The sequence below is a fragment of the Brevibacillus sp. M2.1A genome, assembly GCF_013284355.2.
Classification (GTDB): domain Bacteria; phylum Bacillota; class Bacilli; order Brevibacillales; family Brevibacillaceae; genus Brevibacillus.
In genome coordinates, this window is the sequence record NZ_JABSUY020000001.1 from 4,920,402 (window position 1) to 4,943,372 (window position 22,971).

The 22,971-nt window shown below is 49.9% G+C and carries 18 protein-coding genes; 6 read left to right on the forward strand and 12 right to left on the reverse strand.

The features are described from left to right. The first annotated feature begins 211 nt into the window (after positions 1–211). From acnA to HP567_RS23575, 5 genes are all read left to right on the forward strand, one after another. Entirely contained in the window at positions 212–2,941 is a 2,730-nt protein-coding gene (gene acnA, locus HP567_RS23555; protein WP_173610981.1) for an aconitate hydratase AcnA, read from the forward strand. A 247-nt stretch (positions 2,942–3,188) separates the two neighbouring features. After that, positions 3,189–4,370: an alanine racemase gene (gene alr, locus HP567_RS23560; RefSeq protein WP_173611007.1), complete on the forward strand. Its 1,182-nt coding sequence runs from the start codon at positions 3,189–3,191 to the stop codon at positions 4,368–4,370. Between the two features lie 79 nt (positions 4,371–4,449). Continuing rightward, complete coding sequence (locus HP567_RS23565) at positions 4,450–6,042, forward strand: alkaline phosphatase family protein (RefSeq protein WP_173610980.1); 1,593 nt, start codon at positions 4,450–4,452, stop codon at positions 6,040–6,042. A 151-nt stretch (positions 6,043–6,193) separates the two neighbouring features. Continuing rightward, positions 6,194–6,412: a DUF2785 domain-containing protein gene (locus tag HP567_RS23570; protein ID WP_229088108.1), complete on the forward strand. Its 219-nt coding sequence runs from the start codon at positions 6,194–6,196 to the stop codon at positions 6,410–6,412. An 87-nt stretch (positions 6,413–6,499) separates the two neighbouring features. Beyond that, entirely contained in the window at positions 6,500–6,823 is a 324-nt protein-coding gene (locus HP567_RS23575) for a DUF3892 domain-containing protein (RefSeq protein ID WP_173610979.1), read from the forward strand. Between the two features lie 115 nt (positions 6,824–6,938). Here HP567_RS23575 and HP567_RS23580 read toward each other — a convergent pair whose 3' ends face one another. The 3 genes from HP567_RS23580 to HP567_RS23590 all read right to left on the reverse strand — a co-directional run bounded on the left by HP567_RS23580 (position 6,939) and on the right by HP567_RS23590 (position 8,952). Continuing rightward, the gene (locus tag HP567_RS23580) at positions 6,939–7,442 is read right to left on the reverse strand and encodes a DUF4188 domain-containing protein (protein ID WP_173610978.1); all 504 of its coding nucleotides are present in this window, start codon (positions 7,440–7,442) and stop codon (positions 6,939–6,941) included. A gap of 9 nt (positions 7,443–7,451) precedes the next feature. Continuing rightward, complete coding sequence (locus HP567_RS23585; protein ID WP_173610977.1) at positions 7,452–8,084, reverse strand: TetR/AcrR family transcriptional regulator; 633 nt, start codon at positions 8,082–8,084, stop codon at positions 7,452–7,454. Between the two features lie 121 nt (positions 8,085–8,205). Continuing rightward, positions 8,206–8,952, reverse strand: a complete 747-nt coding sequence (locus HP567_RS23590; protein ID WP_047071855.1) for an IclR family transcriptional regulator — start codon at positions 8,950–8,952, stop codon at positions 8,206–8,208. A 218-nt stretch (positions 8,953–9,170) separates the two neighbouring features. On the opposite strand from HP567_RS23590, the gene HP567_RS23595 reads away from it, so the two are divergent. Then, positions 9,171–9,917 carry a YheC/YheD family protein gene (locus tag HP567_RS23595; RefSeq protein WP_229088109.1) on the forward strand — a complete coding sequence of 249 codons (747 nt, stop codon included), beginning with the start codon at positions 9,171–9,173 and terminating at the stop codon, positions 9,915–9,917. A gap of 54 nt (positions 9,918–9,971) precedes the next feature. Here the strand turns inward: HP567_RS23595 and HP567_RS23600 are convergent, their stop codons facing one another. From HP567_RS23600 to HP567_RS23640, 9 genes are all read right to left on the reverse strand, one after another. Then, positions 9,972–10,796 carry an aldo/keto reductase gene (locus HP567_RS23600; protein ID WP_173610975.1) on the reverse strand — a complete coding sequence of 275 codons (825 nt, stop codon included), beginning with the start codon at positions 10,794–10,796 and terminating at the stop codon, positions 9,972–9,974. Between the two features lie 78 nt (positions 10,797–10,874). Beyond that, positions 10,875–12,512 carry a hypothetical protein gene (locus tag HP567_RS23605; RefSeq protein WP_173610974.1) on the reverse strand — a complete coding sequence of 546 codons (1,638 nt, stop codon included), beginning with the start codon at positions 12,510–12,512 and terminating at the stop codon, positions 10,875–10,877. A gap of 36 nt (positions 12,513–12,548) precedes the next feature. Continuing rightward, on the reverse strand, positions 12,549–14,648 hold the full coding sequence (locus tag HP567_RS23610; protein WP_217367229.1) for a phage tail protein: 2,100 nt from the start codon (positions 14,646–14,648) through the stop codon (positions 12,549–12,551). A gap of 33 nt (positions 14,649–14,681) precedes the next feature. Beyond that, a complete protein-coding gene (locus HP567_RS23615; RefSeq protein WP_173610972.1) occupies positions 14,682–16,925 on the reverse strand; it encodes a putative baseplate assembly protein in 2,244 nt (747 codons plus the stop codon). Between the two features lie 41 nt (positions 16,926–16,966). Further along, positions 16,967–20,017, reverse strand: a complete 3,051-nt coding sequence (locus tag HP567_RS23620) for a putative baseplate assembly protein (RefSeq protein ID WP_173610971.1) — start codon at positions 20,015–20,017, stop codon at positions 16,967–16,969. Positions 20,018–20,065: 48 nt separating this feature from the next. Continuing rightward, complete coding sequence (locus HP567_RS23625) at positions 20,066–20,467, reverse strand: GPW/gp25 family protein (protein ID WP_173610970.1); 402 nt, start codon at positions 20,465–20,467, stop codon at positions 20,066–20,068. Between the two features lie 16 nt (positions 20,468–20,483). Next, positions 20,484–21,209 carry a phage baseplate assembly protein V gene (locus HP567_RS23630; RefSeq protein WP_173610969.1) on the reverse strand — a complete coding sequence of 242 codons (726 nt, stop codon included), beginning with the start codon at positions 21,207–21,209 and terminating at the stop codon, positions 20,484–20,486. Further along, positions 21,206–22,321, reverse strand: a complete 1,116-nt coding sequence (locus tag HP567_RS23635) for a phage late control D family protein (protein WP_173610968.1) — start codon at positions 22,319–22,321, stop codon at positions 21,206–21,208. The genes HP567_RS23630 and HP567_RS23635 overlap by 4 nt, the downstream gene beginning before the upstream one ends. Positions 22,322–22,328: 7 nt before the next feature. Next, positions 22,329–22,964 (reverse strand): CIS tube protein, encoded by a 636-nt coding sequence (locus HP567_RS23640; RefSeq protein ID WP_173610967.1) that lies wholly within the window; start codon positions 22,962–22,964, stop codon positions 22,329–22,331. Positions 22,965–22,971 lie beyond the last annotated feature (7 nt).

Genomic DNA, 22,971 nt, shown 5'->3' on the forward strand with positions numbered 1-22,971 from the left:
ACGGGATAATAATTCAAGTGCGTGCAATTTTCTTCTTTCTAAGTAAGAAGACGTTTCTGATCCAATTTTCTTTACCTATGATTTTTGTATATAAATGATGAATTTGGGGTAGAAGCCGGGAAACAAATCGTATATAATAGGTTCGTAATGAAGAAACGAAACAACGTTTCACCAGATGAAACTCCAAGTTATTATAGGGAGGTTGTATACATTGGCTAACAAAGATGCTTACAAAGTAAAGTCTTCCCTGCAAGTAGGCGACAAGTCTTTTGCTTACTATCGCCTGCAAGGGTTGGAAGAACAAGGATTGGGCGATGTTTCCAAACTGCCGTTCTCCATTAAAGTTCTGCTCGAGGCTGCTGTTCGTCAGTTCGACGGCCGCGCGATCACCAAAGAACACGTACAACAATTGGCGACCTGGACAAAAGGCCGCGACGAAAACCAAGAAGTACCTCTCATGCCAGCTCGTATCGTTCTGCAAGACTTCACCGGTGTACCGGCTGTAGTTGACTTGGCAGCGATGCGCATCGCGATGAAGCGCGCTGGTGGAGATCCAAAACGAATCAACCCGTTGGTTCCAGTTGACCTCGTTATCGACCACTCCGTCATGGTTGACGATTTCGGTAACGCGTCCGCTCTGGACAACAACATGAAATTGGAATTCGAACGCAACCAAGAGCGCTACCGCTTCCTGCGTTGGGCACAAACTGCGTTTGACAACTTCCGTGCGGTTCCTCCAGCTACTGGTATCGTTCACCAAGTAAACTTGGAGTACCTCGCAACTGTAATCGCTACTCGCGAAGTAGATGGCGAATTGGTTGCTTTCCCTGACTCTCTCGTAGGTACTGACTCCCACACCACTATGATCAACGGTCTTGGTGTTCTTGGATGGGGTGTTGGTGGTATCGAGGCAGAAGCAGGAATGCTCGGACAACCTCTGTATTTCGTAACGCCAGAAGTAGTTGGTTTCAAACTGACTGGTACCCTGAGTGCTGGTGCGACTGCAACCGACCTCGCTCTGACTGTTACGCAAATGCTGCGTAAAAAAGGCGTTGTAGGTAAATTCGTGGAGTTCTACGGACCAGGCCTGTCCAACATCTCGCTGGCTGACCGCGCTACCGTAGCGAACATGGCACCTGAGTACGGCGCTACTATGGGCTTTTTCCCAGTAGATGCTGAGACACTCAACTACATGCGTCAAACCGGTCGTGAAGAAGACCTGATCTCCTTGGTTGAAACTTACACCAAAGCACAAGGCCTCTTCCGTACTGACGAGACTGTTGACCCAGTATTCTCCGAAACATTGGAACTGGATCTGTCCACTGTCGTACCTAGCTTGGCTGGTCCAAAACGTCCTCAAGACCGCGTAGAACTGACTGCTATGAAGGAATCCTTCAATAACAGCCTCGTGACGCCGATCGACAAAGGCGGATTTGGTCTCTCCGAAGAGAAAATCGCAGCTAGCGCACCTGTTGCTTATCCAAACGGTGAAACAGCTACGCTGAAAACTGGTTCGGTTGTTATCGCAGCGATCACTTCCTGTACCAATACATCAAATCCTAGCGTAATGCTGGGTGCAGGTATCCTGGCGAAAAAAGCTGTGGAAAAAGGCCTGAAAAAGCCTCCTTTCGTAAAAAGCTCCCTGGCTCCAGGTTCTCGCGTAGTTACCCAATACCTGAAAGACGCTGGTCTGATCGATTCTCTGGATGCTATCGGATTCAACGTCGTAGGTTATGGTTGCACCACTTGCATCGGTAACTCCGGTCCATTGCCAGAGGAAACCAGCAAAGCTATCGCTGACGAAGATCTGACAGTTGCAGCAGTACTCTCCGGTAACCGTAACTTCGAAGGCCGTATCCATGCACAGGTAAAAGCGAACTACCTCGCTTCTCCTCCATTGGTTATCGCCTATGCACTCGCAGGTACTGTAAATATCGACCTGACTACAGAGCCAATCGGCACTGGCAAAGACGGTCAACCTGTATTCTTGAAAGACATCTGGCCAACTCCACAAGAGATCGCAGCTGCTATGGACAAAGCTATGAATCCGGCTCTGTTCCGCGCTGAGTACGGCCAAGTGTTCACACAAAACGAAGCTTGGAACAAAATCGACGTTCCAACTGGCGACCTGTATGAGTGGGATGAAAAATCCACGTACATCCAAGAACCGCCATTCTTCCAAAACCTGGCTGGAGAAATCGCTAAAATTGCAGACATCAAAGCAGCGAACACCATCGCACTCTTCGGTGATTCTGTGACAACTGACCATATCTCCCCAGCTGGTAACATCTCGCCAACTAGCCCAGCAGGTCTGTATCTGCAAGCAAACGGCGTAGAGCGCAAAGACTTCAACTCCTACGGTGCTCGTCGTGGTAGCCACGATGTCATGATGCGCGGTACATTTGCGAACATCCGTATCCGCAACCAAGTAGCTCCTGGAACTGAGGGCGGCGTAACGAAATACTTGCCAACTGACGAAGTAATGTCCATCTACGATGCTTCCATGAAGTATCAAGCAGACGGTACTCCACTCGTTGTACTGGCTGGTAAAGAGTACGGTACTGGTTCTTCCCGTGACTGGGCAGCAAAAGGTACATTCCTCTTGGGTATCAAAGCGGTTATCGCTGAGAGCTTCGAGCGTATCCACCGTGCTAACCTGGTTGGTATGGGCGTTCTGCCTCTGCAATTCGCTGATGGCCAAAGCTGGAAGTCCCTCGGCATCGACGGTACTGAGTCCTTCAGCATTGTGGGTCTCTCCGATGATGTTCAACCTGGCCAACGCGTAAAAGTAGAAGCAACGAAGAAAGACGGCAGCACTTTCGAATTCGAAGTAATCGTGCGCCTCGATTCCATGGTAGACGTAGACTACTACCGCAATGGTGGTATCCTGCAAACGGTTCTGCGTCAGTTGCTGGATGAAGGCAAACCAGTAAACGCGTAAGCAAACGAATAAAAAATAAGTTCGTATCAGCACCCACCCAATGAAAAGGGCAGGCTCCGAGTATCTCGGCAGTCTGCCCTTTTTACGTTCCCAGTCAGAACATGGTTGTCGTTAAACAGGCCTCTCTACACTTGGTCTGTTTTTTGTTTTCACTTCCTGATAGTGATAGGCCACGCCTAAGAAGAAGAAACGGTGAATACGCATGGAAGAGGGAATTGTTTCCCACAAAAAGGGAGGGATTTTCGTGATGAAACAGTTGTTTCGCGAAACCTGGATCGAGGTCAATCTCGATGCCATTAAGAAAAACATTCGGGCCATACGCCGGCATATTCCTGAACAGACGAAAATCATGGCAGTTGTAAAAGCGAATGCCTATGGCCATGGTTCTGTTGGAGTAGCCCGCCATGCCCTCGAGTACGGGGCTACTTCTCTCGCTGTCGCCATCCTGGAAGAAGGCATCGTCTTGCGAAAGGCGGGCATTGTAGCACCTATTCTCGTGCTGGGATTCACTCCTCTTTCACGTGTCAAAGAGGCGGTCGCCTGGAATATTGAGCTGTCTGCTTTTCAGGCCGATTGGATCAAAAAAGCCGATAAAATTGTCAAAGCAACCACTTTCTCCAATCGTTTGAACATCCATATCAATGTAGACACTGGCATGGGACGTCTCGGCGTACGGACAAAATCTGCGTTGCTTTCAGTCGTGAAGGCGTTAACTTCAAGCTCTTCCCTTGCATGGACCGGAATCTTCACTCATTTTTCCACTGCAGATGAACCTGACCACACATTGACCAAAGCGCAACACGAGTTATTTGTTGATTATCTTCGTTACCTGAAGGAAAAAGGCTTCGAGCTTCCGACCGTACACATGTGCAACACCGCCGCCACTATTGCTTTTCCCGAATACAGCGCCGATATGATCCGCCTCGGAATCGGCATGTACGGGCTGTATCCATCTGCTTATATCCGCCAACTCCATCGTGTGAAGCTCGTTCCGGCACTCAGCTTGAAATCGCGCTTCTCCTATGTGAAGACAATGCTGACGCCACCGTATACCATCAGTTATGGGGCTACATACATAGCAAAGCACGGAGAGGTCATCGGGACGGTTCCAATCGGTTATGCCGACGGATATTCGCGCGCACTCTCTAACCGGGGATTTGTTCTGTATCGAGGCAGAAGGTTGCCAATCGCAGGGCGAGTGACGATGGATCAGATGATGGTCAGCTTGGGAGAAGGCAGTGGAAAGCAAGGCGATGAAGTCGTGATTTATGGCAAGCAAGGAAACGTCGAGATTACTGTCGATGAGATTGCTGAAATGCTCGGAACGATCAATTATGAAGTCGTTGCCACCCTCAGTAATCGCATCCCTCGTTTATTTTTGGAAAAAGGGGTGGTAGTAGAGATCTCTCATCTGTTGCCGGAAGGGTAAATGAGGTAGGCTTGGAGAATAATTTTTCCCCGAAAACGAAAAATAGGGAAAACCAAATTCGCATAAAAGGAATGGAAACATGAAGCCGCGATTCACATACGCCACCCTTCTCCTGTTGGCGCTGAGTCTGACTGTGATCAGCTGCAAGCCAGACTCAGCTTCCCAAATCCGTCAGCATAGCCTTAAGGCTCAACCCACGGCTGAGAAAAACGAATCACAAAAGCCTGTCCTGCTCATTCTCATTGATTCGTTAATGGACAAACCATTGCAAGAAGCAATCCGGCAAGGCCGCGCTCCAGCTTTGGGCTATTTGCTTGCAAACGGGCGCTATTACCCGCAAGTTGTGAGCTCATTCCCCACCATGTCGGTGGCGATCGACAGCACCCTTCTTACAGGGACGTATGCCAATCAGCATCATGTACCGGGATTATCCTGGTTCAGCAACAAGGAAAAGCGGATGATTTATTACGGGTATGGTCCCAAAGAAGGGCTAAAGATCGATCAGCCACAAGTGCTGTTAGATATCCTTCATCAATTAAACCTGGTCCAGCTCAATCCGCATACGAAAACCATCCATGAAGAATTGGCGGAAAAAGGCAAGGATACCGCTTCCATCAATGCGATTCTATGGCGAGGCAAAACGCCCCACACCTTACAAATCCCCCGTCTCATTGATTTCGGCACACGTTTGCCAAGTGAACTGAATGTGACCGGACCAAAATTGATGTCGTATGCAGCATTTGCCCAGCTTGATCCGAATCAAAAGCGTGAAAAGCGCATTTGGCGAAAATACGGGATGAACGATGAGTTTTCCGCGCAGGAGGCTGCCTATCTCATCGCCAACAAGAAGCTTCCCCCTCTTACCATCACCTACTTGCCGGAAAATGATATGGAAGTACATAAGAAGGGACCCGCTACGATCGAAGGGATTGAAAAAGCGGATAAAGCGCTTCAGACCGTACTCGATGCATTTGGCTCGTGGGACAAGGCAATCAAAGAAGCGCGGTGGATCGTCATGGGAGACAGTGGACAGACCCCTGTTCTGAATGATCGCAAGACCGCTACCATTGACTTGCGCAGCTTATTGACCGACTATCGTATAGCCAAAATCAGTCAGCCTGTCACCCCTACTGATCAAGTCGTGATTTCGACCAACGAACGGATGGCTTATATTTACGCCTTGGACTCACGTATTCCGTTATCGGATATCGTAAAACGCTTGCAGCGTGAAGCTAAGCTGGACATCATTGCGCGTAAGGAAGATCAAAAGATTGTCGTAACAGCAGGCAAGATCAGCCGACAGTTTTCCTACCAGCCAAACGGTCCCTATATTGATCCATATGGTCAAACATGGACCTTCGATGGCGATCCGCGTCTGCTGGATATGACCATCAAGAACAACCGGATGACATACGGGAAATACCCGGACGTTCTAGCGAGGCTCTATGGCGCAATGAATTCGCATGAAGGCAGCTATGTGGTCGTTACTGTTCAGCCTGGGCATGAGCTCATTACCGAAAGCTCTCCCACCCATATCGGCGGAGCGGCACACGGTTCCTTGCACGAGATCGATTCACTCGTTCCCCTGCTGGTAACCGGGACAACCACGAAACCCAAAACCTTGCGTATCGTCGACTTGAAAGATTGGCTGCTACGCCTGACAACCGAGTGAGTAAGGCAGTTTTTTAGAGAAAGGGCGGGTTTCGGAAAACCTGCCCTCTACTCTTTTTATTCCGTCGTTTTATTGCTTCCCCTTATCTTGATCCTGCATCGGAATCATCCTTTTCTCTTACATCCGGCAAGAAACAGACCTGCGAGGCTATGTGGAAGAAAAACGCTGGGCGCATGCTACCGCTCATGCTGCAGACGCTCTCGATGACCTGACTCAATGCAGTGAGCTGGATCAGACTGACCTGTCTGGAATCGTGATGAACTCTCCTTGGATGATTTGGATGGATGGGTTCGGAGTTTTGCGAATCGTTTGGATAGTAGCTATTCAATCGAATCGTATAAGTGGATTGCAGCGACCTTGCTTCCTCTAAGTTCACAGCGAGCATAGTCACCGAAAATCAAAACGAATACATGTTCTCCCCCATTTTAGGCACCCTACTGATGAGGAGGAATGATGCATGGATCAACGAAACTTTGAACAAATTTATGAAACGTACAAAAATGCCGGAGAACAACAGGCGATCCAGGAAAATGAAGACAACAGCCCACTGACTAATACGGGAAAAGAGCAAATCGTCGCCGTCAGGAAAAATGACGATGGAGACTTGATCGCCTTTAAAACAGACACAGGCCGCGAGCTCGACTATATCACTGCACTCAACGACGCAAAGGCTGGCAAGCTGGCTCATGTAGACGTATTTCACAAGTATGGGAGAGACATTCTGCGGAGTGAGCCAGACGGAATCAAGGAAAACAATTTGGATAATCTGCCTGACTTTTGACGGCAAAAAGGTCGCCCACAGCAGAATCGGGGCGACCTTTTTTGTATCGACGCGCATTGGATTAGTGGATAAACTTACCGCTACTCAATTCTTTTGTGGCTGCCGGTCTCTTCTGTTATTGTGCAGGGGTAGGAACTGCTGGCTCGTTCTCACCGCCCAAACGCCGGCGTGCCGTCTCCCTTTTTCCCACTGCCGGTAGATGCTCTCCTGCCATGGCCAATCCCCAGACAGGCATATTTCCGTAAAGACATTCGTATTTTCCAGCATCGACCAAATACGTCTCGTGAAAAATCCCAACCGTTCCATCCATTCCTACCGCTTGGTTGAACTTCTTCCACGCGCTCAGATGATTGTGGCTTTTTCTCGCGTAATTTTCCAGGTGCTCATAGGATCGCCAGTACTGGATTTGGGTGATTTCACGGAGATTAAAATGCGAAGTGTGCCCCAAAAGTCCGAGCTCAGGATGCTGATACAACTCTCGCATCATGCCACCCATGGCGTTGGCTACTGGCATCCACTTATGAACCGCAAGCATACGGTTGATTCGCATCCCGATGATAAATACGACGAAAGATCCTTCCATTTGTGCTGTAAAACGCCCCGGAACTACTTTTGCCATCCGACTCCCCTACCTTATCAATGATTTGAGGTGCAGCTCATAACACGCCATATAATCAGACACATGAAACAAATGTGCCGTCAGATAGGCTCCGTAAAATATCGAGAATAACAGAATAACGGCTTCCCTCTCCGGCAGGTGAAGGGCGAGTTGACCATCCTCGGCTGCTTCTTGTACGCACTTTTGCAACATTTGATGCAGATCAGTTGCTCTAATGGCTTCTCTCTCCTCTTCCTCGGGGAAGCGCAAGTACAATTCTGCATCAGATAAAAGCGGGACACACGGGTGCATTTTTTGCTCGGCTAAAAAGCTGATAAGGCTAAGCATGACCCCAGGCTGCTTCTCGCTATCACGCGTAACCTTGGCAAAAATATGCCGAACAGCTTCCCAACCTCTCTTGTCAGTACTCCGCAACTCAACAAAGCACTCTGCCTGCCATATGCTCATGTAATAAATCAAGAGCTCTTCTTTTTGCGGGAAAAATTTAAAGAATGTAACCTTCGACACCTCTGCTCGTTCGCAAATGTCATCCACAAGTACATTGCGGAAGCTCCCGTCTCCTATCAGCTCCAAGGCAGCGTCCAGAAGGGCGAATTTGGTTTTTGCTTTCTTTTTCTCACGTAGTGATAATGCTTCTGCCATCTTGTACTCCTTTTTCCATATTTCCATTTTCGTTTATCATAGTACATAAATTAACTTAAGTAAAGTTTTTATTCGAGTAACAAAAAACCAGCACCTCCATGGCGGTGTGCTGGCTTCTTCGTTACTTCATCATTTTCCCCATCCGATAGGCTGCTTCCATGATGTAAGGAGCATATTGGCTCATTTTTTCAGGAGTCAGGCGGTTGGAAGGACCCGACGCCGCTATTGACGCTACCAATTGTCCGTTGCGGTTGAATATCGGGACGGCTACGGCTGCTGTCCCCAGCTCCCGTTCCTCTACGCTAGTTGCGAAGCCTTGCTTCCTGATTTGATCCAATTGCTCAATGAAAGACTCCTTGTTCACATAGTCAGGCCAATTCGGATCGCTGATGACTTCCTGCAAAATGAAAGGCTCTGCGTAAGCAACGAGTACCTTGCTGGATGCCCCCACCGCAAGTGGCATACGCGCTCCGATTGGCGCCACCCTGCGAATCGGCTGCTTGCTTTGGACTGCCTGTACGCGTATCCGCTCGTTTCCATCCCGCACGTACAAACTAATCGTTTCCTCCACCAAATCCCTCAATCGCTCCATCTCCGGCAGCAGCAAAGTCGCTGGATCATCGTTTTGCGACAAATTGGCGGATAACTCCCAAACGCGAAACCCAAGTCGATACTTCTCCGTCTGGACATCTCGTATCAGAAACCCTTTGTTCTCCAGCGTTGCCAGCAAACGATGCACGGTACTTTTATGCAAGGAGAGTCGACTCGCTATCTCGCTCAGGCCCAGATCCGTTGCGTCCGTAAAACAGAGCAGGATATCCAAAGCCCGATCGACTGCTCGAACGTTTGCTTTTTGTTCTTCTTCCATAAGTGTTTGACACCTGCTTCCTACTTTGTTCCGATCGTTTCATCTGATGAAACGAATATGCTACTTTTCAGTATACGAAAAAATAAAGCATAGTAAAGAGCGAATCCAAAGGCTCCCCTACCTATTTTCTATTTATGAGGTCATTCCCACAGACGCGGAAACCAGATAGGACATACACTGACAGCAAAATAGCAACGTTTCCATTCTCGATTGGGGGAATGACCTTCTTGGGCAAAAAGAGCAAATCAAAACTGACCAAGCATAACCTGCTCCGAGCAAGTTCTGCGCTTGGCTCGGCCTTACCCCGGACAGCTCGTTTTTCTAAACAGTCTTTGCATGCATTTCTGGATCAATACAAAAAGGTGATCGTCAAACCAGCAACAGGAAGTGGTGGTGCTGGCGTCATGCTCATCACACGGAAAGCCAAGGGCCGTTACCGCGTCCAACGTGGACCTGCACACTACACGTTGCGTGGCAAGTTGGAGACTTACAGGTATTTGCGCAGAAAAATAACGACCTCTTATCTGATTCAGCGCGGTATCTCACTGGCACGCGTCAATGGTGCCTTGTTCGATGTAAGAGTGATGGTCCAAAAAAGATCAGGCTCTCCCTGGGCCGTTACCGGAATCCTTGCAAAAGTAGCAGGCAGAGGCTATATCATCACCAATGTCAAAAGAAGCAAGGGACGGGTGCTGCCGATCCGTTCAGCCATTCAACACTCATCGATTCGCGGTGCTTCTACCTCCACGATCATTGCTCGCCTGCGAAGAATCGCCATCCTCGCTGCGAAACGATTGGCACGCTATTACACGAGCCAGAAGGTCTTCGGACTGGATATGGGGATTGACGCAAGTGGCCGCGTGTGGATTATTGAAGCCAATCTCCACCCCGACATTACCCTGTTTCTGAAGCTTGCCGACAAATCAATGTACAACAGAATATGTGCTTATCGAAGGCATGTATAAGAAAAAGGGGAGCCGTTCTGACGCGGCCCCCTTTTTATGTGTGTGATTGTCCTTTTAAAAATCAAAATGATCCGGGTCTGGCCCAAAACGCTTATTTTCATTTAGGGCAGTGATTTTTTCTACATCCTCTGCACTGAGGGAGAAGTCAAAAACATCTGCGTTCTGGCGAATCCGCTCAGGTGTGATCGACTTCGGAATCGTTACCACTTGGTTTTCCAAATCCCAGCGAAGCACAATTTGTGCAGGAGACTTGCCATATTTTTGTCCCAATTCCACCAAGAGAGGATGATCGAGATTTCCTTGCATCAACGGGCTCCATGCCTCTAGTTGAATGTGATGCTCTTTGCAATACGCATGCAATTCTTTTTGGGTAAGCAATGGATGATACTCGACTTGGTTGATAACTGGAATGATCTCGCTATGTTGACGCAAATCCTCGAGGTGGTGGCTATGAAAATTACTGACGCCAATCGCACGTACATATCCATCGCGGTACAGCTTTTCCAAGGCCCTCCATGTATCGACATACTTGTCTTTTACGGGCCAGTGAATCAGGTACAAATCCAGCGTATCGGTACCCAATTTTTTCATACTTTCATCAAAAGCCTTCAGCGTTGACTCGTAGCCTTGATCCGCATTCCATACCTTGGTCGTGATGAACAATTGATCGCGATCAATCCCGGCTTGACGGATTCCTTCGCCTACGCCTGCTTCGTTGCCATAGATAGCTGCCGTGTCTATACTGCGATAACCCGCTTCAATCGCGGATCGGACGGCCAACGTTTCGTTTCCGTCTTTTGCCTTCCAGACACCCAGACCCAGCCAGGGCATCTTCACCCCGTTGTTCAAAACGGAATGATCTGTGATATGTGTTGCCATTGGATCTCCTCCCGTCTTACGCTGATATGTACTTACATTAAGAAAGTGTAGCATAAATACAAAATGAAGCAAACCTTGCTACTCTTGCGAATCTGGATACACTTCATCCTCTGTCCCAGCTACCAGCGGTTTGATCGCCCACCATCTGATCCTTGCCCGATCTGTCTGAACAGGTCCCTTCACCTGGACGCCGATCCGAAACGTTCCTTTCTGCGGATAAACGATAACCCCCACGGCAAAATGCGCTGCATCTGTCGCATACTCCGAATCATCAAAAACACTGCTATGCCCGTACATCACTTGCTCATGCTGGGAAAGCAACTCATCGATCACATCTGCATGAAAATCCTCGATTCCTGCACTGACATACACGTTACCTTTTCCGAGAGAATGCTTGAGCTCCTCAGAAAAATAACGATTGCCAATCTTGACTCCAAACGGCCAGTTGGAGGAGTATGGCTCAATCGGTATTTCTACCACCCCAGTTGCTACTTGTTCATTAGTCTTTCCTGGTCGGGGCAGTCCAAGCTCAAACTGGTAGACAGACGCCAGATGATCGTAGCTCACATCGAACTGCGGCTTATCGCCTGCCGGGATTTCTTTCACACGCGTGGTCACCCGGAAGGAATCCCCAGGGGACCCTTGCTCGACTGGCTTTCCCTTCTGTACACGCAACGCAAGCTTTTGCAAAAGCGCTGGCGTGTACACGTACTCCCCAAACGGAACAGGAACAACCTTCTCAATGACATAGGTCGCATTCATTTGCAGCAAGCATACTTTTGCCAAATAAAGAAAAGGCTGTTCGTTTGCCTGTGTCACCTGATCTAGCTTGCGATTGTAGTAATCGGACACAAGCCGCTCTACCAGATCGTCTGGCGTGATTTCAATTTTCCCTACAGAGACGAGATCGGTATGCACCAAGCGATCGCCGAGTCGAACCTCTGCCTTGCCACCCAGCACTGTCAGCTCCACCGTACCGCGATCCCAGCCAGCCTTGATCGGAATGGAGATGACGTAATCCGTCTCTTTCGCGTCAACAGGCTCTAAGAAGGATACGCTACCGTCGCTGCTTTCCAAGACTGTCAGCCCTAGCGCATTCAGCTTGTAGTGGAATTGCACGCGTGAGGTTTGTACCGTCTTCTCGATGTGCAACTGCAAGGTAAATACTTCACCCGGATTGACGTATCGCGGAGTTGCCTGCCAAATGCGCACCTGTTGATCTGCATAGAGGAGCATTCTTTGCTCTACCAGTTGCACCCCTTCGATGGAAGCGGGATGTGGTGCTTCCTCTTTAATAAAAAGCCGGTATCCTTCTGCCACCCGGTTGTATTCAGCCATTTCCTGCTCGACGGTTTCGGAGACGGAGAAGACCTGTTCTTTGCCTTTTTCATCATAGGCCAAGCAGACGTACACATTTTTCGCGTAATCGTTGTTGCTAAAGCCTTCCATCATGGACAGCTTCAGCTTCACAGGCTCAGGGAGCACGATTTCCCTCCCGAGATAATCGAGAGCGACTCCAGCTTCGACCGAAATCTGCTTTTCGTCCACAGCGATCACCTGCAAACCGCATACCACTCCACCCCCGTGAAGCAACCGATTGGTGAGTCGACGCTTGTCATTGAAATAGCGCTGTTCTGTTTCGAAATCTCTGACGGTCAACAGCTTCCCTTTGAAATACACATTCCGTTCATGTGGAAAATAACGCAGATTCTTCATCTCGAACACCCCACTTTGCGTAAAAATCTCGGCTTCTTACTCCAGCTCTGCATCCAGGCCAATCCTCGTGTCATAATCGATTCGTCTGCTGCGGTCCTTTCCGCTTAGCACCGTGTTGTACGGCATGGATAAATTTTGATCAAGCGTAAGGAACGACGGCTCCGTCAAATAAGAATTAATTCCTACGTAGCTATGGAGGTCGGCGTAGATGCCCGGTCGCAGGACGATGAGCTTCGCCTCTGTAAAAGCAGGCTTTTGATCTTCCAAAATCTTTTGCAGAACCGACTGCTCTCGCTCTGTTTTCGCGCATTCCTGCGAAACGATCAGGCAAAATTGATACGGATGATCCATGTACAAGGAAGAGATTAGCTCGTGCAGCTCCGGAATCGCCTTCATGTCCCTGATTTGAAAATACTCAACGATCATCGGGCGCTCCCCGGTATACAGCTGTACCATCTTTTCCAATCCCGCACGAGTACCCTGCTCTGCGTACAGCTCCGGTGCGCGACGAATCAGCTCTCGGCGCTGTGCCTCTGTCCAATGCTCTTCCCTGCCCATCCCTAACCAGGAAGCGAGCCAAGGGACGAACTCTCCAGGTGTCGTATCAGGATCGAACAAACGTGAGATGGTATCAATCTGTTCCTCCAGCTCCAAGTAAAACGTCCCGAAAAGGGAGAGGAAGCGCTCCAAGAAATCAGCACTGGCAGGTTCACTTTGATAAGTCGCTGGCAGATAACGCAAAAATGTGTCGCGCGGCGAGTAAATCCGCATTTGCCTGAGGAGCGGCGAGTGGCGGTCAGTACCGAGCCATTCGATTTTGAGCCATAAATAGCGGCCTTGTGCGGAATGAAACAGTGCATCTGAAGCATTGATTACCGGCTCTGACCATAGAGTAGCCGTCCGTTGCAGCTTGGTTTTCCAGTCCATGCCGGGTTCCAGCAAAAAATCATCCAGATTGCGTACGGCTCCATCAATCACCTGCTCTTTTCGATCAGAAGAAAACGTCGAGATGAGTAACTGCGTTTCTTCCGGTATGTCTGCTTCCAGCGTGAATTTATGCCACACCGTTTCAAATTCCGTGCTATCCAATGCACGAGAGAAGTAGATGCCCATCGGTATTCCCGTCGCATCCAGGTTGGACGTCCGCGAGACGAGCCTCATCATAGTCAGAACATTTTTCTGCGCATCCCAAACGTACAATCGTTGCTGGTGATCAAAAACAAGCTTGTCTGCTCGACCGTGGTAATTGGTCAATGGCGCAAGTGCTTCTCCCGTAGGTTGAAAACGCAAAATGAATCGGGTATGATCATGGGCCGAATCGATGGAACGACTATCACCCACATAGAGGATGGGACCTGGACCCACTGCAAATCCCGCGGGCTTGGTGCCTGACGGAATCGCCAGAGTGCACACATCGGCGCCTTCCGAAGAGAACCGAAACACTTGATTCGTCTGTGCCAAAAATAGATAGGCCATGCCCGTTTCGGCAACGGACAGACGAAACAACCTTCTTCGCCTGATCTCACGGAGTGCAGATGTCTCTGTTACTTTCAATTCCTCATGCACGTATGTAGCGTCCACTTTGCCTGCCCGATTCAGCCGAAGGACGATGACTTGTGTTCCCGCTGCGATTTCCTTCCGTACATTGTCTCCATCTACCACCACAGGTGTCGCGATGTAAAGACGTCCTTCTCCATCCAGCCCTGCATCCAAAGGAAAAAGCCGCGGTTCCTCCCCCTCTTCCCAGCTCCAAACGCACTGGCCATTGGCTATGGAATACGCTCCGACTTTTCGCCTCGCCTCGGGGTCGATGATGTACACGTATTCATCGTCAGCGACGAGAAACGAATCTCTGGAAAACAACCCGCGTCCAGCCCGAAACACCGTCTCCTTGAAGTTGTTGCTGTCATCGTAATGCGTGATCTGCCCGCTTTCATCCAGCCAAAGCAACGAACCAACGCGTGCCATGGCAAAATCCAAGAGTCGAGAGTGATGTGTCGTCCCAGCCTGATGCACATGATCGATCACATATTCGGGCGATTTATTTAGCGCGATCCCCTCGTTGGAGACGTGAAGGTTATACCAGGCCCCCCGCTGCCAATCGGACGGATTGTTCAGGGAAAAGAAACGATTCATTGTATCCACGCCCACTCCTCCGTTTGTTCACGTCTATCTTTCTCTATCCAAAACGAGCTCCAGAACATGCTCTCCTGAGTACACCAGCGCATGGCGCGGAATCTGAATATCGCCCCCTTCGTCCCTGACGATGCCTGTGCCCTCTGCGGAAACCCACAAATCCGTCACGTACAGCACACCCTCGATCTGGTTTAACACCTCGTAGAGATCACTTTTATAAACAGGTCGGCCAAACTCCCATCCTTTTCCTTGGTGAGTCGAAGGATTGTGCAGATCCAATGGTGTCAAATATCGCTGCAATGCTTGTAGCACCACTTGCTTTTTGTCTGCAAATGCAGGCTCCACCATGATTGTCGCAAAAACGGTCACCTTGATATAGGCAGGAGCTGCTACATGGACTTCTGTCGTCAGGAGCCTTCGCTGTTCCAAGTGATGGCGAACAGTACGCAGGAAGCCTTCACTTGGCAGTGGTGTCGGCTGATCGCTGAATGGGACGATGACGACGGTCATTTGAGCGGCTGCATTTTGCTCGGAAGCTCCCATTTCCCCAACTTTGTACAGGGGGATTGCCTTCGCCCGGGCCACTCGCAATCCGGGAGTCGATAGCGCGATGGCCTCATAATCTTCTGCTGTAACGGCCCGCTGCGGTTTTTTCCATTCCGTCCTCATCCTGCGCTTGGCTTCATCAATCGTTTCCCGTTCGCTTCCCCCACAGGCTGGACGGGGATTCGTCACCTGCGCAGTGGTTCGCTGCCGGGCGAGCGGCAGGAATCGGGTAATTTGACCTCCTTGCACATTCCCCCTCGCACCTTGACCTGTCTGACACGATATGATCCGAATACCCGCCATGCCTTCCAGTCTTTCGGGAATGGCTCCGTGCTCATTGTTGCCAAACGCAATTTCTGCCCCGTCTGCATCAATCAGCATAAAATGGCGGTCCTGTGGTCCTGATCGGTCAAAATCAGTGACCAGCGACCAGTCTTCCCAGACGGGCAACGGACTGCCTTCATCCTGACGCGCTACCTGAATGACAAACGTTTCCGGCAAGATCGATTGGACATTCAGCCGAAACACTTGATGTGGCAATCCATTGCTTTCTCCAATGAACCGCTGCCCTGCAAAGTCACTCCGATAGGCGATGACCCGAATATTTTTGCGACCTTCTGGCGTTGCACTTCCAAATCGAATCATCGTTGTGCCCTGTTCTGGGTCACGCGAAACACGAAACGAAAATACGCCTGTATCGGCTTGGTCTGGTTCATCTTGATCCCATCCACTTTGCCAATATTGCCCCTTTTTGTATTGAACCTCCACAGTGCCGTCGTACGATAGCGAACTGGAAAGGACGATCGTCTGATCCGCTTGCCCCGTTCCATCGAACTCCCATACTTGACTGAAGGTTTCTCGTTGGATGACACTCACGGTGTTCAGCTCGATTTTTTCCATGCGAGGAGCCAATTCGAATCGACCTGCTCGCAATGTCGCACAGAGCCAAAAACGCGGCCGATCATTGGCAGGGTAAAGCATGAGCGGCTTCATTGTTCCTTCCAGCTCGATCAGGACTCGTCCGGAGAAGGAGAGATTCATCGTTTCATCCGAGATTGGTGGCAACGGACTCCACCCCATTTCCTGCGTTCGTTCGTTCTGTCCGTAGTACTCCCACTCGAGGCTGGCCGATGGAACGAAAAGCGATGTGGGCGTAAGCGGGGCAATTGGGACAGGATAGTCCTCAAACAGGCGCAATCCGATGGAGACTGCTTTCCCCACTGGCAGCGGTCGATCAAAGCCCAAGTAAATCTTGTTTCCTGTCTTCGGTTCCTGGCCAAATGCGTAGTAGGAAACACCGTTATGCGCATTCGATGAACTCACATCCGCCGTCCCGCTTTCTGTATGAACCAGCACTCGCTCCAGGCTGGCCGGTACCAGAACAAGCGAATGTTCCGTCTCGAAAGGAAGATTCCCCGCGAACAATCTCGTCTTCTCCGGAAGGATCGCTTCTTCTGACACGTCGAAAAACGTTACATCTGTCATTGCACATGACTGGTCCTTTGGGTGTACACCCATGAGCTGCAAAAATTTGCGTTCGTTCTTTTCGGTTATCCGGTTGAGATAATATTGCTGCATTTCCATCAACCACGCGAACATCTCCAAAAGCGTAATGCCGGGATCGTGATGACGGTGATCCCCCCACTCTGGCTGCAGCTTGGGGATCGCGTTTTTTGCTTGTTCGACGATCTCTTCAAAGTGGCGATCATCCAGATTCTTGGATGGAAGCATAGTGCACACTTCCTTTTTCAATGTTTGGGTGGGAAGAAAGCCTAGCCTTCGTGAACGCGGACGCTGATTCGATGTGCTCCCTCTGTGACGATCCCATGTACAATCGTTTCGTATTCAGAAGCGAGTATTTCTTTTCGGTGCCCATTTTCTGTTCGAAATACAGCCAAGGTCAAATGATCCACAAAGCGGACGCCCTTTACGGATTTCAACAAGGCAAACAAGAGCGAAGGGTGTACACGCTGGCCTATTTCCCAGCCCCCACCATGCAGATTTCCCGAAATCGGGTCAAGGAATCTCGCGAGCTTGCCGAGTGTCTCCAGCTCCACTTCAACGATTTCCTCCAAAGCCCCCACTGCCAGCTCTGCCGTCACCGCAATTTCCAAGTAGACAGGCTCCCTGACATGAATCCGTTCGGGAGAGGCTATTGTCGCTGCCGCATGTGTAAGCAAGTAGTTCGTGACAGAACGCCGGAGCTCCAAAAATGGTGTCCCGAAGCTTCCCACTGCGGGCAATACGATCACAGTGACATGCCCTGCTTCTTTTTGCAGTCGGTTGTTCCGATTCGGCAAACACTTCACTTTGACTATCCCCGGATGCGCTTCGCGGACGAGCCATTCGAAATCTTCAGCCGTCACCGCTCGATAACGATGCTTGATTGTCTGAGGACCGCGCTGCAAGGCTTTCGTCAGCAATTCCCGATTACTTCCCCCAATCGCAGGCACCGGATTGCTGACAGCTTGGACAAACGGAATCGATTGTTCCAGTTGATTCAACTGTCCTGCTGAAAGATTCCCTGCCGCTCCCCCACCAACCTTATACGTCACCCTTACGGAACCGAGTCCGGTTTGTGGAAGCTCCCTACCGTGTCGGCCATCGCCAAACAAAATTTTTCCGCTAGCACTCTCCAGGCAGTAATGGCGATCATCCGGGCCAGAATCGTGCAGATGCTCTACTCGCTTCCACAGAACCCAGCATTTTTGTTCGTTCCCTTCAGAATCATAGAGAAGCTCCACCCGATTTTCTGGATGTTCCAGCCAGCTCTTTCGTTCACTCGGCAAAAAGAAGCCTGTTTCATCTACCCATACCTCTTCGCCCATGACGGGATGTCGGATCAATCTGTACTCGGCTTGTGGCCCCTCTGTTATTCGCTCTGCCATTTCATTGCGAATCGTCTCCTGTTGAATGGCTCGTATCGTATTCGGATAAAAGCCGCTTAGCACGGGATGTCGTGCATCCGAAGTGCCTCCTCCAAGACGATTGTCTACGTTGACGGCGCGAATCCAATAACGCTCCCGTTCAAACATTTTGCTTTTTTCCATATCAAAAGGACCAGCGAAACGCACGGTACCACTTTCCGTAAAACCAGTGGTCTGATCAATCGTCTGCAGCTTGGCCCAAGTCGTTGCTCCTGCTTCTCCCCGCTTGTACTCCCATTGCACTACCGGAGCAGCCCCTGGGGATTCTTCCATTGGGAGAAAAGAAAAGTAGAAAGAAAGCGGTCCTTGTAATGGCGGCTGCTCAAATCCAAAGTAGACGGCGGGGTGCAGGCATTCGGGCGGCAAAAACGGCTGGAAGCTCCCCTGATAATTGCCTGTACCGACAGGTTGCTGCCAATCCAAGTCGTTCTGTATGAGAATCGCTTCCGGCTCATGCAGCGACTCTCGGTACGAGTAGCTCAGACGCATATCTTCCAGCCACGGGGCCATGTATACAGGATTTGGGCCGTATAAGCCTTCCACCTGAAGAATTCTCACACGAATCCAATAACCATACTGGGATTGCACGGTTGTCGGCTGCAAGTCATCTGGACACGTAAAGGCAACCACAATCTCCTCATCCGAATCGGTGCCGGCAAACAGCTTCTCCCGATCCTCTCCTGACAGAAGCACCATCCATCCACTGCCATTCCAGTATTCCCATACCACCTTGCTGACCGTGACGGGTGTCGTCGCAGGAGGGTCAAAGGAAGACTCCTTCATGATCCATTTCCATTTCGGTTCCGGTTGTGAAAGATGCGTAGCGGGATAGGGCACTGTCTTCATTCGAAAACGAAGGGCAACCGTACTTCCAGGCTTCGTCAACGCCTCTTCACAGGACAAAAAAAACATGCCATAAGGTGCAAGCTGCTCGCCAAACGCAAGGTAACCACTCCCAGAAACCTGTACATCATTGGAGAAAAGCATGTCGGGTGCAAGGCCCTTCGGATCATCTGTCGGCAAATAATCCGTCTTCATCTGGATTTGGGTCAGAGAGGTGCTCCCGCCATTTTTCATCCACTCATGAATCATGCCTGACTTCACTCTACAGCGGAGCCAACGGTTTTCGATTCCTTGCACTTGACTAGGCTCCCATTTTTTCCGCTGCTTTTTTTCCAAGCGCAGCCGATTTAGATCAGCTTCGATCTTGTCGAACAAAACCCATTCGCCCTCTGACTGATACGTCCACTCGACCAGCTCTGGATTCGCCAGCTTCTCGGTCAGCAAGGATTCCAGATAGCGTTCCTGATTGGACACCATCGTGAGCTGGATCGAAGCACTCTCCCCTAAACAAAACAAGTCCTCGTGCCCCAAATACCAGCAATGCTCCTGGTGATTAGGCAAAGCCTGGCAGTCCAATAGCGGGAGCGGTGTATTTGTTCCAAGCCAACACGTTACATCTGTTAAAAAGTCTCGACTGCCATTGGCAAACAACAAATCTGTCGGGAGAGAGGGGGTAGCCAGCATAGGCTGATCGGTTTCAAAAACCACTTCATCGCCAAGGGCAGACTTCCCCGAAACCTTTGTACCCGCCGGAATCCACACTGGCTTTTGCACGCCCGTACTCAATTCAAATGCCAAAAAGGTTTCTGCCGGTCTTGCCTGAGCCATCCCGACACCAAGCATGTTGAGAAAAGCGACAAAATTTCGCTCCGGCACTTGATTCAAGCGATCACGATTATTCATCAGCATGTCTGCGAAAAGGAGAAATAATGCCGTACCCGCATCAGGATCTTCTGGAGTGAAGCGCCACTCCGGTGTGTAGAATGGCACCATTTCACGCATTTTCCGGATGACTGCCTGCATGTCCCGCGGATCGACCAAAGGTGGCTTCACATTACCCACCTCCCTTCCTGAATTCTTCATACGATTGTGACTCTTGTGCTATCCACGTGGATCGAGACGATGGACAGGATACAACAGCTGATAGCCTTTGTTTGTCGCACGTACGGTATAGCTGATCGTAACATTCACCGTTTCGGAATGAGTCTTGTCGACCTTGGCCTCCACTTGGACATCCCGCACACGCGGTTCCCAGATCATGATCGCTTCTGCGATGTCTGATTGGAGCAAAGCTAGGCTCGTTCCATCCGTGCCATCAAACATAAAACCTTGCAATCCGCTCCCGAATTTCGGTCGCATCACACGCTCACCCTTTGCTGTGGAAAGAATGATGCGTATCGCTTCAGCGATGTCATCCTCGTAGTCGGACAAGCGAATACGGCCTGTAGCCTGATCCACCTGAATAGGGAACTTCCATCCTTTTTCACCGAATGGCTGCTGCATGGAATCCCCCCATGAATTAATTCAATTTGATCACCGAGCCGTTGATGGCAACAATGCCGTCAGATTTGATGTTCAGAGACGCTCCTGCTTTAATCGACATGGCTCCCTGCGCCTCCAGATTCAACTGGGTGGACTTGATTGTCAGCGATGTGTCTGACTGAATGATCACTTGCCCTTTTGCATTCAACGTAATCGTACTTGAGCCGCTCTTCACCGTAACTTCATTGGTGCTACCGCCTTTAATAGCGATTTGGTTGTTTCCACTGCTCTCCGTAAGCACAATACTCTCATCCTTGTCCGACAGTTCCACCTGTTGTCCTTTTTTCGTGGCAATCGTGATCTTCCCGTCATTCGGATCATCGCCGAAAATCACTTCATGGCCTGCACGGGTCGTGATTTTTCGGATGTTGTTTTTCTCCGCCATTTCCGGACCTTTGTTTTCCTTATTCCATAACATCCCAATCACAAATGGTTCGCGTACATCTCCCCAGTGAAAAGCGACCAACACCTCGTCGCCTACCTCCGGAATAAACAGGCTGCCGCGATCTTTTCCTGCAAAAAGCGTGGCAATTCGCACCCAATCTGTCTCCCGCTCGTTATCAACCAAAGGCAGCTTCAGCTTCACACGCGAGAGCTTTTCCGGGTCTTCGTTGTTCGTCACAATCCCGACAATGACACCATGGATTTTTGCCCGTTCTTCTTCTGTTATTTCATCCTGGTAGAACCAATGATCAAAGCTCATATCGTATTTCCCTTCACTTGAAACGTCGTGACATAGCCAGATGCCACATCGATGGTGTGTGTAACAGATGTGATGTAATATGGCTGACTCAGCTTTTTCCCCATGCCCTCTAGTGTGATATAGCGGCCAGCACGAATTTCTGGCAAACCGATGGCCTCGCAGTTGCCGTCGAGAAGGTTCATGGCGAGTTGATTCAGGCGTGCCTTGGCGACCGCCTTTATCTCCTCAGGTGAGTCCAGCTTTTTCGTAGACTCGTATTTATCAAAATAATCACCGATTGCTCGTAGCAGATCAGCGCTTGTCTTCGAATTGGTCCCGAGCTTCCCGATATCTGCGCTCGTTGCTTTCGCTTCCTGGAGCACCGTTGTTTTGTCCTTGTCTACCCATCGCACCGTATAGGAGGAGGCTTGAGAAGCAATGTTCACATCGACGGAAAAGCTGCGCAAGGAAACTCCCCAGATCAAGGTAAGGACCGGCGTCGTGTTGCTCAGTGGCTTACGGAAATACAAGTTCTTCCCGACGATAAAAAAGTCGTAGTTACAAATTTTCGCAAGACGATTGATAAACTGAAAGTCAGTCTCGGCCACTGTCTTGGTAATGGTCTCGATTGTCTGAACCGTATCATCCACATGCGTTGACAAGCCGTATTTTTGTCCCAGCTCTTTCACGACATCACTGTATTTCTTTTTATTCCAGGAGGTAGACTTGTTATCGACCATAAGCAGGAACGATTTGTCCATCCCTTTTACCGTTATGGTAGGCGTCTCCTCGCATGCAAACGAAACGGCTGTAATGTGTCCGTAAAAGAGACTGGATAGCTCGGTTCCATAGCCCATCTGAATTTCAATTTCGTTGCCAGGAACCAAATAGTCATCTACCCAGCGGAACTCCCACGCTGCCGTATCAAAAGCATTGGTTACTGAAAACGAAAACGTATCTGCTTTGCCTTCCAAGCTAGAGTTGATCGTTGCTTTGGTAATGGCGACACCTACCTGGCTGATCAGCTTTTTCCCTCCAACGAGTATTTCCAGGGCTGGGGAATGAAAGTTGTTGTACGTTTGGCGCAGGTCATCGAAGGAATGGCGGTCTGTCGTCAATTTCAATTCGCTCATGCCCTCGTCACCTCACAAGTGGCACATGCAGGGTAGTAGCCGGTTTTAGAAGTCTGGGATTGTCGATCCGATTGGCGTTCGCAATGTTTCGCCATTTCGACGCATCATTGTACGAGCGATACGCCATCAAGTACAGCTGATCTCCTTGGTTGACTGTCTGTTGTGCGACCTTTTCTCTTGCGGCCCCGATATCGTCCGCGGACTTTTTCACGCTCGTGCCTTTAAATGTGACGCCTAGCGTGGCTCGTACCGGTGTGCCTTGATCGAGAAACATCGTGAATCGCTGCGAAACCTTCTCGACAACACCAGTGAATTGAAAGCTGTCCCAGACGAATTTGCATAGGGGTGGTGTACTGATTTTCTTTTCTACGGCCATCAGTCCCAGCACCTGATTGGTGAATGCACGCACATCCACTCCTGCCTCGTATGTATCAAAAAACAAGTCGACCGATAATGTCTCGATATCACCGCTCGTAAACATTCCGACTGGTACAGATTGCCCCAATATCTTTTGCCACGAGTAGTTATTGGAAGCATCTACCTTGTATTCCGAAGGGTTAAAGAGAACAGAAATACTCTCCTTGAAGTCACCTTGCCCATTGCGATCCACTAAAATTTTGGCCTTTTTCTCCTGACCCATCATTGGCTTT